We start from the raw sequence: 13414 nt of genomic DNA, 5'->3' as shown, positions 1-13414 counted from the left end.
ATATCCTCGTATGAGGAATTACTTCATGGCATCGATAAACTTACTTGAACTGCTGTTGGCTTCACCTTTCTTCACTGCATCATCTAAATTCTTCTGATACTGCTCTTCTGTAATCGGCTTAATTTCCATTCCATCAGACAGTTTGGTAAGTCCTTTCGTTACTATACGGTCGCCTACGGAAAGACCACTCGTAACAATATAGTTCTTTCCATCGTTCTGCGGATCGACTTTAATCTCCGTATATTTCACCTTATTATCTTTACCAACAAGATAAACAAATACTTTATCCTGCACTTCTGAGGTAGCCTCTTGAGGAATTACGATAGCGTTACTGCTATTAGATGTTACAACGATCTGTCCCGAAGCACCGCTCTTCAACAGTTTATCGGGATTGGGAAAACGGGCAATCATACTTGCTGCACCTGTTGAAGCATCGATAACACCGCTCATCTTCACCACTTTTCCGGGCTGATTATAAACCGTCCCGTCCGCCAATTGCAGCTTTACAGGCGGGAATTTCGCAATAGCTTCATTAATTCCGCCGGTCATCTTGGTCAGGTTCATGATATCTTTTTCTGTCATAGAGAAGTAAACTTCTACGGTACTGATATTAGAAACCGTGGTCAAAGGCTGCGTATTCGAAGCACTTACCAAGGCTCCCTGTTTATAAGGAAGACTACCGATAACGCCGGCAGTAGGACTTTTCACGAAGCAATAAGCCAGTGTTTCCTTGGCCGAAGCTAACGAAGCCTGCGCTTGAGCAAGGGCTGCACGAGCCGTTTCATAACTATTTTGAGCCGTTGAAAGTTCATACTGCCCGATAATATTCCTATCAAATAGTTTCTTATTATTATCATACGTCAGCTTCGCAGTATTCAGTTGAGCACGCGAAGTATTTACTGCTGCACGGGCTTGACGCACTGCCGACTGATACGTTTCGTTGTCTATAACGAACAACAACTGGCCTGCCGAAACGGTTTGACCTTCATGTACACACACTTTTGTGATAAATCCGGAGACCTTAGGACGTATCTCCACATCCTGAACACCCTTGACAGCTGCGGGATAGGTGGTTTGCAAATCCGCATTAGAAGAACCGATCGTCCTAATCGGAAACTGATTATCACCCATCTTCATGGAACTCTTTCCACCACACGCCATTAGCGTTGCAGCAACCATAAAGCATAAAACACTCTTAATCTTCATACCTATTTAAATATTATAATTTATAATCTCGATACTAAAAACCTGACCACAAGACAAAACTTCTACACTTAGAAAAGTTTTACGATGCAAAAATAATCATTCCTTAGTAACTATGTTCACAAGTTACATTACTTTTAACAATTATTATAAAGAAACAAATTTAAGCAAAAAAAAGTAAAGACGTTTCTTCTTTTTCTTACATCTATCGGTCCATAAGTCCCATAGATTTTGCTTTCTTACGCAGCAATTCGAGTAACGGTTCCCGCTCATTGGGCACCTTATTATCAAGAACGGCATCCTTAAGACTCTGCTTCAGCGCCCCCACCTCGCGCGAAGGCTGCAGATGAAACATCTCCATAATTTCGTTACCATCGATGCACGGCTGCAACAAACGCTTGTAATCACGCTCTTCCAAGTTCTTCAATTTCTCGCGAACAATACGGAAATTATCCAAAAAACGCTGCTTTCGCTGCGCATTCTTGCTTGTAATATCGGCCTCGCAAAGTAACATCAAATCGTTTACATCGTCGCCTGCATCATTCATCAAACGGCGTACGGCACTGTCGGTTACCTCATCATCTGCTATCGTAATGGGCCTCATGTGCATATCCACCAATTTCTGAACGAACTTCAGTTTGGCATCCATCGGAAACTTTAACCGTCTGAAAATGCCCGGAAGCATCTTTGCACCGATAAAGTTATGGTTATGAAACGTCCATCCCACGGCAGGGTTCCACCGTTTGCTGCGAGGTTTTCCGATGTCATGGAACAAAGCAGCCCACCTCAGCCACAGGTTATCGGTATGCTTGGCGATATTATCGACGACCTCAAGCGTATGATAAAAATTATTCTTATGTGCCTTTCCGTTCCGCGTATCCACCACATCGAGGGCGCAAAGTTCGGGCAGTATGATCTCTAACAAACCCGAACGATAGAGTTCGAAGAACCCTTTACTCGGCACAGGCGTCATCATTATCTTGTGCAGTTCGTCGGCTATGCGTTCTGCACTCACGATCTTTATGCGGTCGGCATTACGCCTAAGCGCCTCGAAAGTCGCATCTTCGATAAAGAAATTAAGTTGTGCGGCAAACCTTACGCATCTCATCATACGCAAGGGATCATCTGAAAAGGTGATATCCGGATCAAGTGGCGTCCGTATAATGCCGTCTTCCATGTCTTCAAGCCCACCGAAAGGATCTATCAACTCACCGAAACGTTCTTTATTCAGGCATATTGCTAAAGCATTAATAGTAAAGTCGCGGCGATTTTGGTCATCTTCAAGCGTACCGTTCTCCACTGCCGGCTTGCGCGAATCGTGACTGTAACTCTCCTTACGTGCCCCCACAAACTCGATTTCCATACTGCCGAACTTCACTTGAGCCGTACCGAAATTACGGAAAACAGAAATATGAGCACGCCTGCCAAGTAGTTTTTTCAGCGCATCGGCTACCTGTATACCGCTTCCCACCACCACTACATCGATATCGTTAGAGGGGCGCTCGAGGAATATGTCTCTCACATAACCGCCCACCACATAGCATTCCATGCCGAGAGAGTCGGCTGCCAAGGAAATTTTATGGAATATGTCTTTATCGAGAATGCGTGCCAAATCGGCATCAGAAAATAGTTTCATTACAAATATTACGCTTTAGCGATGCAAAGATACGAATATTTTTCGGTTCATAGAACCATTATAGCAGAATTATGCCTGCACGGAAGAATGCAGAAAACCAATACAGGAGTTAAAAATAACTAAATCAAGTAAAACCACAAGAGTATGCATAATTATATCATTAATTTTGCACCTAAACGGTAATGGGATGAAATTTATAATAACTACTTTACTCATACAATTCATCTGCTTAATTACGCTTTCGGCACAAGTCCCTTCCGACAGCATCCAAACACCCGATACTCTTCAGCCTATTATACAAGGCACAAGGGGTACACTTGCCACGCCCGATACACTTATCCATGCTTTCCATTCGATACAAACAGCATACCAAACACAACAGCACAGCTTTAAAAGCGACGTATCTCTGACAAGTATCCCGTGGATTACGGCCGGCATCCTACTGCGGAGAGACCGTAAAAACTTCCGTGACCTGCGCAATAAATTCGTTTATGAGTTCCACAACGAGACCGACAACTATAGCCAATACCTGCCGCTCGTGGCAGCTACCGGTCTTAAAGCAGCGGGATACGAGGGCAGAAGCAACTGGCCGCGCTATTTAGTTAGCAGTGCAGCTTCGTACGTTGTGATGGCTGCGCTCGTCAATGGTATAAAATATACCGCCAAGGAGTTACGTCCAGACGACACAAGTCACAATTCGTTTCCGTCAGGGCATACGGCTACGGCATTTGCAGCGGCCACCATCTTTCACAAGGAGTATGGTATGACACGCAGTCCTTGGTTCTCAATCGCGGGATATGCACTGGCCACCGCCACCGGATGCATGCGCGTACTCAACAACCGCCACTGGGTAAGCGATACGTTTGCCGGTGCCGGCATCGGTATATTGTCCACCGAACTGGGTTATTCCATAGGCGATTTGCTGTTCAAAGGCAAAGGTATCATAAAAAACGACCTGCTTTTACAGAACGACCTGACAAGGTACCCCTCGTTTTTCAACATTCAAACAGGCGTAGGACTGGGGAATCAGTCGCTTAAACTACCCGTAAAAGACCTGCAATTGGAAGAATATTACGACGAGTTGCCTGCTCAAGAACTGAAGTTCACGGTATCTACACAAATCGGAGTAGAGGGAGCCTACTTCTTTAACCCTTATATAGGCGTAGGAGGAAGGTTGCGCATAAGTTCAAAACGCGTAAAGAACTGGAAAGAGTTTACGCAAAATCCATTAGGAGACCTTGCCGATTTCAGCCCTACGATAGGGAGATTTATCGAGGAGTACACCCTGAAAGTAAATTCAGACCACCTGTCTGAATTCACCACAGGTGCCGGCCTTTATTTCAGTCTGCCCATATCATCGCACTGCGCCGTGGGCACTAAGCTACTTATAGGGCGCAGCTATATGCACGGAATCGACATCGACGCGCATGCCAAAGGCGTAAAAATGGACGTAGACATGTCATACGAAAACAACAACGGTAAGAAATTCCTTACTTACGAGGTACGAATGCACCAAGGAAACGACGGTTCTGTAACAACAAACAAATACGATACCTCATGGGAATATCTGAATATGGAGGGCGACAAGTCCACTAATGTCGCCACAGGTGTATCGTTTACCTTCGCTCAAAAGTCGTTTTTCGCATGGAGATTATATCTCGATTACGACTTCTGCAGGCAGAAATATAACATCACCTACGCACCTACGCAGTTTATCAAGGCTGCAGCAGAGAAACTTACCTACGAAGGACAGTCGGCAAATGCCGACAGTTACATACACTCTTACACCAGCCGTCAACGAAAATACATGTCTACATTTTCGTTAGGAGCCGCATTTAGTGTTTCTTTCTGATACTGCAAGCTGGCAAACTCGGCAGAAGCAGGAACAGGAAAAAAGTAAGGAAGGAAAAGAAGGCACCTATCCTTCCCCCTCTACAGAAGGGGATTGGTGATGAATAATGAGGGATTAGTGAAGATCGTCTGGTGGGCGTATCGCAGGAATTAAACCTGCCTGAATTCTCATAAGCACTATCTCTTTCATGCTACACATATAGGAAATTTAGCAAAGCAAGTCTCTATGGTACAATCAGCCCATCCGTCTATCGAACATAGAGAGCATATTTATCGGGTATAGGCAGCACCTCTGTCGGTCACAGATGGCCTAACTAATAAATACGGAGCAAGAACACAGGGAAGAAAAACAAAAGATTTATGATTAATATCCGTTCCGTAGAAACGTTCTCTGCCTATACTCTCAAGAAGCTCCAAATAAGGGGAAAAAGACGTAATTATCCATTCTAAAAATCTTAGGTGAACTAAATTCCTACGATACACTCACCAAACGCTCATCCCTAATCGCTCATCTCTCATCCCTATCTCCCTACATAAATTTACACAGATTTTCACAGAAATATTTTAAGTTTAACCGCCTATCGTTGCATTATACCAAGTTTTTATTCGTAACTTTGCATTGTTATGAGATATATTTGGCTTATCATCATCGCATTAGCCTTTGCTTCGTGCGCCGAAACCGAAGACAATAAGGCTCTTGCCATGCTCTCTAAGATCGAAGAACTATACAATCAGGGAGCATACAGGCAAACTCTTGACTCTATAACATCGCTGCGCGAGAAATATCCCACGGCAATAGAAGCCCGCAAGAAGGCGCTTACCGTATGGCAGAATGCCTCTTTAAAGATGGCACAAAACGATATTGCGCACACCGATTCGGCACTGCAAGCCACTTTGGGATTAATTCCGTTAGAGAAAAACCTATATCGCGCCAACATGCTCCGTGCAAAACGAGACTCGTTGCAAGCCCGTTACGATGCCATGTGCTGTGTGGTAAGAATGATCAAGATGCGCCAAAAGCAGAAATAGCCTTACGCTCCATCCTATAAATTATTTGGCTGTTTCGGCAGAAATCAGTAAATTTGCATCCGATATAAATACGAATCAAGTGAACACGGAAGAACAGTTTAAAAGCGTAATGCACGAGTGTAGGGAACTTTTTGCAAAGAAACTTCACGACTACAGTGCCTCGTGGCGTATCTTGCGCCCATCGTCTCTTACCGATCAACTCTTCATCAAAGCCAAACGAATACGCTCTCTTGAAATCAAAGGCGAGTCTTTAGTAGGCGAAGGTATCAGGCCTGAGTTCATTGCTCTTATCAACTATGGCATCATCGGGCTGATACAATTAGAAAAAGGGTTTGTAGACGAGGTAGACATGCTGCCCGACGACGCTTTGCGGTTGTACGACACACAGGCATCGAAAGCCCTCGAACTGATGCTCAAAAAGAACCACGATTACGACGAAGCATGGCGCTCTATGCGCATTAGCAGCTATACCGACTTCATTCTCACCAAGGTTCAACGGATAAAAGAATTGGAAGATATTCATGGTAAAACGCTCGTTTCGGAGGGTATCGATGCCAATTATATGGATATCATCAACTATGCTGTGTTCGGTGCCATTAGGCTCTCGGAATAACAGACTTGCAGATTAAGCGTGGAATTGTTCAAGACGATAGCAGTCAATATGTGCCGATTGGCAGTTGCCCCCGTACTGATATTCTCGGGATTTGTAAAGGCTGTCGATCCGCTTGGCACTCAATATAAGATACAGGACTATTTAGAAGCGCTGTCGATGGGGGGTATTGTACCCGATTGGATAACGCTTGCCGCCTCTATCAGCATATCGGCATTGGAGTTCTGTCTCGGCATATTCTTGTTATTTGCCATACGTAGGCGGTTTACATCCAAACTTATCTGCCTGTTTATCGCCGTGATGACGATAATTACAATATGGATATTCATAGCCGATCCGGTAGCCGACTGCGGATGTTTCGGCGATGCGGTAAAGCTATCCAACGGTATGACGCTCGCCAAAAACTTGGTGTTGCTTGCGTGTTCGGCTGTGGTGGCATGGTTTCCGCTCCGTATGAAGCGTGCCATATCTAAATCCAATCAATGGATAGTGATCAACTATACCATCGTGTTTATACTCTTTTCGAGTGCATACAGTCTGTATAAGCTGCCTATGTTCGACTTCCGTCCCTATCATATCGGGAGCGACATACCCAAGAGCATGGAGATACCGAAAGAAGCCCCGCAGCCTGAGTTCGAAACAACATTCATTATGGAGAAGAATGGGGTACGTAAAGAGTTCACACTCGACAATTATCCCGACTCTACATGGACATTCATCGACTCGAAAACCGTACAGACAAAAACCGGATATGTGCCGCCCATCCATGACTTTTCGATACAAGAAATAGGCGGCAACGATAAAACAAACGAGATATTGGGCCATCGGGGCTATACATTCCTACTGATTTCACCCTATCTTGAGCATGCCGACGATAGTAACTTCGGCGATATAGACCAGATATACGAATATGCACAAGACTTCGGTTATCCGTTTTACTACCTTACAGCGAGCTCTCAAAAGGCCATTAAGAATTGGCAAGACATAACAGGGGCAAAATATAAATTCTTCAATACCGATGCAACGACATTGAAGACCATCATCCGAAGCAACCCGGGACTACTGTTATTAAAAGACGGAGTTGTTATCCGTAAATGGAGCCATAACGATTTACCCGATACAGGAATATTGAACAAACCGCTTGCAGAAACGGAAATAGGAAAGATGCCCGATGATAGTATTCCGGGTAAAGTGGTCAAAATTTTCCTCTGGTTCATACTTCCGCTCCTGTTACTGACCATCGCCGATCGTCTTTGGGCATGGAGCCGATGGCTCAAGGGCAAAGAACATTCTAACAAAATATATAAACTTATAAAAAACAGAAAGAAGATGAGAAAGAAAATTGTTGCAGGTAATTGGAAGATGAACCTCAATTTACAAGAGGGAGTTGCATTGACTACCGAGATTAACAATGCATTGAAAGGCGACAAGCCGAACTGCGATGTGGTTATCTGTACCCCGTTCATTCACCTTGCGAGCGTAGCAAATGTGCTCGATCAGAATGTTGTAGCGCTCGGAGCTGAGAACTGTGCCGATAAAGAAAAGGGTGCCTACACGGGAGAGGTGTCTGCAGAAATGGTGAAGAGTACCGGTGCAAAGTACGTTATCCTTGGGCACTCGGAGCGTCGCCAGTATTACAATGAAACGCCGGAAGTCCTTAAAGAGAAGGTATTGCTTGCATTGAAGAACGGTTTGAAGGTTATCTTCTGTATCGGGGAGACACTTGAAGAGCGCGAAGCCAATAAACAAAACGAGGTTGTAAAAGCAGAACTCGAGGGCTCTGTATTTAACCTGAGTGCAGAAGAGTTCGAAAATATCGTCATAGCATACGAACCTATCTGGGCTATCGGTACCGGCAAAACCGCAACTTCAGACCAAGCAGAGGAGATACATGCCTTTGTTCGTTCGGCTATTGCAGAAAAATATGGCAAAGAAGTTGCCGAAGAAACAACAATACTCTACGGCGGAAGCTGCAAAGCAAGTAATGCCCCCGAGCTGTTTGCAAAGCCTGATATCGATGGAGGTCTTATAGGTGGCGCCTCTTTAAAGGCTGCCGATTTCAAAGGCATCATCGATGCATGGAAGAAATAACATCGCTATAAGAGTCGAGGTACCTGTCGATATGGCAGGTGACCTTGCTTCTTTTTATTTATAAATATTGCAAAATGAAGAAATTCGTCACATTATTTATTATTATACTCTGTTCTGCTATCAATGCTAATGCGCAGACTTATCTTGAACATCTGCAAAAGAAAGTTCAAGGACAAGGTACTGTTATCGTAAAACAGAGTAAGGAAATAGACGAATTAGTGAACGGTAAGAACCGAACTGCCGCGGTAAAAGAACCGGCAAAGACACAAACAGTAAAGAAAGAACAGAAAGATACTAAAACAATTAATAAGGCAACAACGCCTGAACGTACAGCAGAAACAGCCACCATACGTCAGCAGCAGGAGAACGATTCGGCTAAGCGGAAAGACACTACCAAACACGAGGTAATCGATAAAAAAGAAAAGAATGAAAGTAAAACAGAGACCGATAAATTCGATATACCAACGCTTGATTTGCGTAAAAAGGTACCGCGTAACATCTACAAAGTAACGGGCTATCGCGTACAGGTATTTGCCGGAGGTAACTCGAGAGCCGACAGACAACGCGCTGAAAGTATCCGCAACCAGATAAAAATGAACTTTCCGGAAGAACCGATATATGTACATTTCTATTCTCCGAGATGGATATGTCGCATAGGAAACTACCGAAGTTTGGAGGAAGCCAATATCGTTTTAAGAAAAATACAATCGATGGGTTACAAACAGGCATGTATAGTAAAAGGGAAAATAACCGTACAATATTAAAGCAGGCAGCTTGAATGATCATGAATTCAGAAACAGATACGCGCGAAGGACTCGAAGAACTCGCCGCACATTATAAAGACATATTGTCGCTGCTTGGCGAAAATCCGGACAGAGATGGGTTGCAAAAAACACCTTTACGTATGGCCAAAGCCATGCAGATACTGACCAGAGGCTACGGACAAGATCCGCATAGGGTACTTACAGATGCCCTTTTCGCCGAAACCTACAACCAGATGGTCATTGTAAAAGATATCGATTTCTTTTCTATGTGCGAGCACCATCTTCTGCCCTTCTACGGAAAAGCGCACGTAGCATATATTCCTAACGGTTATATAACGGGACTTAGTAAGATTGCACGTGTGGTGGATATCTACAGTCACCGCCTTCAAGTGCAGGAAAGAATGACACAACAGATAAAAGACTGTATACAAGAAACGCTGAAACCGCTCGGAGTAATGGTGGTAATCGAGGCAAAACACATGTGTATGCAGATGAGAGGAGTCGAAAAGCAGAATGCCATTACAACGACAAGCGACTTTAGCGGGGCCTTTAACCAAGCCAAAACCCGCGAAGAGTTCATGAACCTGCTGCGGGGAGAAACAAAAAGAATATAAACTAAATAAATAGCTTATTACTACAAACTTTTATAAAATACACGAACATGAAATCTATTTTTGCTAAACTTTTTGTAGGTATCAGCTGCATGATAGCGATAACCTCGTGTCTTGGAAACTCGGACAATTCAGACAATGGCCTAAATGTAGAGAACTTAAGAATTGCACTTCAGAATATGCAAGGTACCTATTCAGGCAAGATGAAGTGGATTTGCGACAGGGATTCCGGTACAGTAAATAACATTAACTGGAAAGTAGATTCCTTGATTACGGTAAAGAATTTTCCGGTATCTATACTTGCCAAGGGAGCTTCATCGATAGCTCCAAGCATCAAAACAGCATTAGAAAACACATCGACCACAGCTGAAGTGAAATGCTACATGCAATTCTACGCCTTAAATTCCTCTGTTTACGGCTTTAGAACAGTTAGTCCGGAATTAAAATTCAGCTTCAGCGATGGCGGAAGAACATACAATGCCGTCGTACAGTTCGCTATACAAACACTGTCATGCGTATTCTTACCCGCAAATAGGCGTATGGGATATTTCTTTGTCGCAAATTCTATGATGATAGATAATACTACGACAACTTTCACTCCTGTTTACTTCTACATAGAAAATTAAAGCATGAAACTGATATCGTGGAATGTGAATGGTCTCAGAGCATGTGTGGGCAAAGACTTCGAAACCTCTTTCAAATCGCTCGATGCCGACTTCTTTTGTCTTCAAGAAACCAAGATGCAGGCAGGGCAACTCGACTTGGCGTTCAACGGTTACCAATCATATTGGAACTACGCAGATAAGAAAGGTTACTCGGGTACGGCCATCTTTACAAAGCAAACCCCACTAAACGTAACTTACGGTATGGGTATCGATGAGCACGATCATGAGGGCAGAGTGATAACACTTGAAACTGAGAATTTCTTTCTTGTAACGGTATATACGCCTAATTCACAGGATGAACTGCGCCGATTAGAGTATCGTATGAGATGGGAAGACGACTTCAAAGCGTATCTTCTGGCATTGGATGCACGTAAACCCGTTATTGTTTGCGGCGATATGAATGTAGCCCACGAGGAGATTGATATTAAAAATCCCAAGACAAACAGGCGCAATGCCGGATTTACAGACGAGGAACGAGAAAAAATGACAGAACTGCTTGCCGGCGGATTTATAGACACTTTCAGAACTCTTTACCCAGAACAAGTTACTTATTCGTGGTGGTCATACAGATTTCGTGCAAGAGAAAGAAACACCGGATGGCGCATAGACTATTTCCTCATATCGGAGAGATTGAAAGAAAGAATTGCCGATGCAAAGATACATACCGACATCTACGGCAGCGATCATTGCCCCATAGAATTGGATTTAAGATAAAAAACAAAAGGTACACTTCATCACGAGGTGTACCTTTTTACGTTAATTTTATGATTTTATGTTTTGTATTTATAAGAGAGATTTCAGTTCTGATATAGGAAGTTTCTGCATATTCCCGTCGGGACTCGTCACTGTATAATACTTATGCTTTGACTCTCCTTTCACAAACTCTACCACAGCGACGCTTCCATCACGCATTTGCATGGTGAAATACCCATCACGTTTTCCATTTACATAATTGCCATGCCATTTCTCTTTACCGTTTGCATAGTAGGTAGTTATCTCACCATCCAAAACAGTATTGGCATCATTGCTCAAATCAATAAAGCTGTAACCGCCCTCAGCCTTTAGTGTTCCATCAAGATAAAAGTCCTGAAACACATCCTGAGTCTTCATTCCATGTGCCGTTCTCATAAGTAAACGATAATAACTTGCATCCGCTCTATTGGCAACATTCAGCATATTACCGTTATAAAAAATAGTGTCTGCAACAACTGTTGCATTCTCAGAAACATGATTGCGACCGAAACTAAAAACGGTCATCATACATACCATTGATAAAAGAATAGCTCTTTTCATACTCTATATTTTTTAGGTTTTTATTCATTTTCTGCCGCAAAAGTAATATATTTAATTGAAACACATACAAAAAATTAACTTTATTTTATCATTATTTTTCATCAAAAATACAACTAAAACATATAGGTACATTAAAAAACCAAAACTAATAAAAACGGGCTCCAAAACTTACAATTTGCAAATACGCATACTTTGTACTGTTTAAAATTTAGCCCTTCAACTTACACTATGACACTTTTATGCACACAACAGGTATTTCCCTTGCACCTATCACACCAACACACTTTCAATTATAATGTAAAATATATTTACCACACTACCATTGTGATGACTTTAAAGAGAATATACTTACAAATCGGACATAATAAGCACACCACAAATCACAAAAAGATAACTAAAACAGCATGAAATGCTATTTAAAGACAAAGGAAAAAATAAAGAGATAAATACATAAAAAAAAGATTGTCATCTGGCTCCTCTGCCTTCCTACAATCTTAAACACACCGGTTGAATGTTCACAGCCCGTCAGTTTACGACTTGAAAACTAATCGGAATATTCATTTCGAACGGCACCGCCATATCGCCTTTTCTCGCCGGTACCCACCGTGGCATTATGCCCAACACGCGCACTGCTTCACGGTCGATGGCAGGAGATACGGGGCGAATAACACGTATATCGCAAATTTGTCCGCGCTCGTCTACAACGAAAGAAAGTAACACACTGCCTTGTATATTATTAAATCTTTCGAAATCGGGATATTTCACATGCAAAGAAAGAAAATGCTGCAAACTATCCATACCGCCTTGAAAGGCCGGCTTCGCATCAACAGTATTCGCGATAACACGCCCATCCAATGTCGTACTATCAGGCCTAAAGACAGAATGCACCACTGGCGTACGATCATTAAACAAACCTGCCGAGCCCTTCGAAAAGAAGCTCTTATTATCCTCTAATCCAATGGCCGAGGAGACCGGAATATGGAAACTTTCCTGCGTAACCACTACTGCATCGACAAGCATCCCCTTGTCATACAAACACGCATTTGTGAGATACATGGCCCCAATATCATCGGGAATATCTGCATTCGTTCCATCGACTACCCTCAAGAAAAACTCCTGTCCTCCTACATCGCCAGACACACGGTTTCCGCGCAATATGTCTTTCATCATCAACACCCTATCATGAATAACATCGTAGGTAAACAAGATGTTTACCGTATCGCTCGGTTGCGACGACAGAGAGGCCGGAGACGAAACATAAGAAAGGCGGTAAGAGATGAACCTCCCCTCGCTATGTGCAATTTGTTTCAAAGAACAGTCTACATAGCAATACTTACGGTCATCGGGAAGCGTATCGAACTTTTGCGTAACAGGCTCCCCGAACCGTTTCTTGAAAGCCGTATAAGCCTGTTTCAGATTATCGGCTTCCACCTGAAAAAGTTTCTTCGAAATAAACTGTTGCAACGGTTTTACAGCCGAATAATCTATAGCTTCCGGCCATTCTATATTTATATCGACAACATTCAACTCGTCTCCAAGATGGTAATACAGGTGCTCTTTCACATATATTGTGCTCCATTTCCGCTCCACCGATGCGCCTGTAGCAGACATACTCGCACAGCACAGCATCACAACCAATAATATCGATAGCTTTCTCATGC

The 13414-nt window shown here is 43.1% G+C and carries 12 protein-coding genes; 8 read left to right on the top strand and 4 right to left on the bottom strand.

Annotated features, from left to right (window positions below):
- Positions 1–18: 18 nt before the first annotated feature.
- Complete coding sequence (locus HMPREF0663_RS02160) at positions 19–1206, bottom strand: efflux RND transporter periplasmic adaptor subunit (RefSeq protein WP_004368466.1); 1188 nt, start codon at positions 1204–1206, stop codon at positions 19–21.
- 202 nt (positions 1207–1408) lie between these two features.
- Complete coding sequence (locus HMPREF0663_RS02155; RefSeq protein WP_004368464.1) at positions 1409–2839, bottom strand: CCA tRNA nucleotidyltransferase; 1431 nt, start codon at positions 2837–2839, stop codon at positions 1409–1411.
- Between the two features lie 187 nt (positions 2840–3026).
- Here HMPREF0663_RS02155 and HMPREF0663_RS02150 point away from each other — a divergent pair, with 187 nt between their 5' ends.
- The 8 genes from HMPREF0663_RS02150 to HMPREF0663_RS02115 all read left to right on the top strand — a co-directional run bounded on the left by HMPREF0663_RS02150 (position 3027) and on the right by HMPREF0663_RS02115 (position 11174).
- Entirely contained in the window at positions 3027–4691 is a 1665-nt protein-coding gene (locus tag HMPREF0663_RS02150; protein ID WP_004368462.1) for a phosphatase PAP2 family protein, read from the top strand.
- Positions 4692–5314: 623 nt separating this feature from the next.
- Positions 5315–5719: a hypothetical protein gene (locus tag HMPREF0663_RS02145; protein ID WP_004368461.1), complete on the top strand. Its 405-nt coding sequence runs from the start codon at positions 5315–5317 to the stop codon at positions 5717–5719.
- A 109-nt stretch (positions 5720–5828) separates the two neighbouring features.
- Complete coding sequence (locus HMPREF0663_RS02140) at positions 5829–6332, top strand: DUF1599 domain-containing protein (protein ID WP_050786859.1); 504 nt, start codon at positions 5829–5831, stop codon at positions 6330–6332.
- 18 nt (positions 6333–6350) lie between these two features.
- Positions 6351–8420, top strand: coding sequence for a BT_3928 family protein (locus tag HMPREF0663_RS02135; protein ID WP_004368458.1), 2070 nt, complete (start codon positions 6351–6353; stop codon positions 8418–8420).
- 74 nt (positions 8421–8494) lie between these two features.
- Positions 8495–9184: an SPOR domain-containing protein gene (locus HMPREF0663_RS02130; RefSeq protein WP_004368456.1), complete on the top strand. Its 690-nt coding sequence runs from the start codon at positions 8495–8497 to the stop codon at positions 9182–9184.
- A gap of 20 nt (positions 9185–9204) precedes the next feature.
- Positions 9205–9798 (top strand): GTP cyclohydrolase I FolE, encoded by a 594-nt coding sequence (gene folE / locus HMPREF0663_RS02125; protein ID WP_036875734.1) that lies wholly within the window; start codon positions 9205–9207, stop codon positions 9796–9798.
- A gap of 47 nt (positions 9799–9845) precedes the next feature.
- Complete coding sequence (locus tag HMPREF0663_RS02120; RefSeq protein WP_004368452.1) at positions 9846–10421, top strand: DUF4840 domain-containing protein; 576 nt, start codon at positions 9846–9848, stop codon at positions 10419–10421.
- Between the two features lie 3 nt (positions 10422–10424).
- Entirely contained in the window at positions 10425–11174 is a 750-nt protein-coding gene (locus tag HMPREF0663_RS02115) for an exodeoxyribonuclease III (RefSeq protein ID WP_004368450.1), read from the top strand.
- A gap of 69 nt (positions 11175–11243) precedes the next feature.
- On the opposite strand, the gene HMPREF0663_RS02110 is transcribed toward HMPREF0663_RS02115, so the two are convergent.
- On the bottom strand, positions 11244–11753 hold the full coding sequence (locus HMPREF0663_RS02110; protein WP_004368449.1) for a toxin-antitoxin system YwqK family antitoxin: 510 nt from the start codon (positions 11751–11753) through the stop codon (positions 11244–11246).
- 525 nt (positions 11754–12278) lie between these two features.
- Complete coding sequence (locus HMPREF0663_RS02105) at positions 12279–13412, bottom strand: energy transducer TonB (protein WP_016665527.1); 1134 nt, start codon at positions 13410–13412, stop codon at positions 12279–12281.
- Positions 13413–13414: the final 2 nt, after the last annotated feature.

The sequence above is a fragment of the Hoylesella oralis ATCC 33269 genome, assembly GCF_000185145.2.
GTDB classification, from domain to species: domain Bacteria; phylum Bacteroidota; class Bacteroidia; order Bacteroidales; family Bacteroidaceae; genus Prevotella; species Prevotella phocaeensis.
This window is presented reverse-complemented; position numbering and strand designations above follow the sequence as displayed.

What these genes read in the sequence shown, in the direction of transcription:
- HMPREF0663_RS02150 (WP_004368462.1), top strand. Translation starts at nt 3,027, where the DNA reads ATGAAATTTATAATAACTACTTTACTCATACAATTCATCTGCTTAATT.
- HMPREF0663_RS02155 (WP_004368464.1), bottom strand. Translation starts at nt 2,839, where the DNA reads ATGAAACTATTTTCTGATGCCGATTTGGCACGCATTCTCGATAAAGAC.
- HMPREF0663_RS02115 (WP_004368450.1), top strand. Translation starts at nt 10,425, where the DNA reads ATGAAACTGATATCGTGGAATGTGAATGGTCTCAGAGCATGTGTGGGC.
- HMPREF0663_RS02130 (WP_004368456.1), top strand. Translation starts at nt 8,495, where the DNA reads ATGAAGAAATTCGTCACATTATTTATTATTATACTCTGTTCTGCTATC.
- HMPREF0663_RS02110 (WP_004368449.1), bottom strand. Translation starts at nt 11,753, where the DNA reads ATGAAAAGAGCTATTCTTTTATCAATGGTATGTATGATGACCGTTTTT.
- HMPREF0663_RS02105 (WP_016665527.1), bottom strand. Translation starts at nt 13,412, where the DNA reads ATGAGAAAGCTATCGATATTATTGGTTGTGATGCTGTGCTGTGCGAGT.
- HMPREF0663_RS02160 (WP_004368466.1), bottom strand. Translation starts at nt 1,206, where the DNA reads ATGAAGATTAAGAGTGTTTTATGCTTTATGGTTGCTGCAACGCTAATG.
- HMPREF0663_RS02145 (WP_004368461.1), top strand. Translation starts at nt 5,315, where the DNA reads ATGAGATATATTTGGCTTATCATCATCGCATTAGCCTTTGCTTCGTGC.
- folE (WP_036875734.1), top strand. Translation starts at nt 9,205, where the DNA reads ATGAATTCAGAAACAGATACGCGCGAAGGACTCGAAGAACTCGCCGCA.
- HMPREF0663_RS02140 (WP_050786859.1), top strand. Translation starts at nt 5,829, where the DNA reads ATGCACGAGTGTAGGGAACTTTTTGCAAAGAAACTTCACGACTACAGT.
- HMPREF0663_RS02120 (WP_004368452.1), top strand. Translation starts at nt 9,846, where the DNA reads ATGAAATCTATTTTTGCTAAACTTTTTGTAGGTATCAGCTGCATGATA.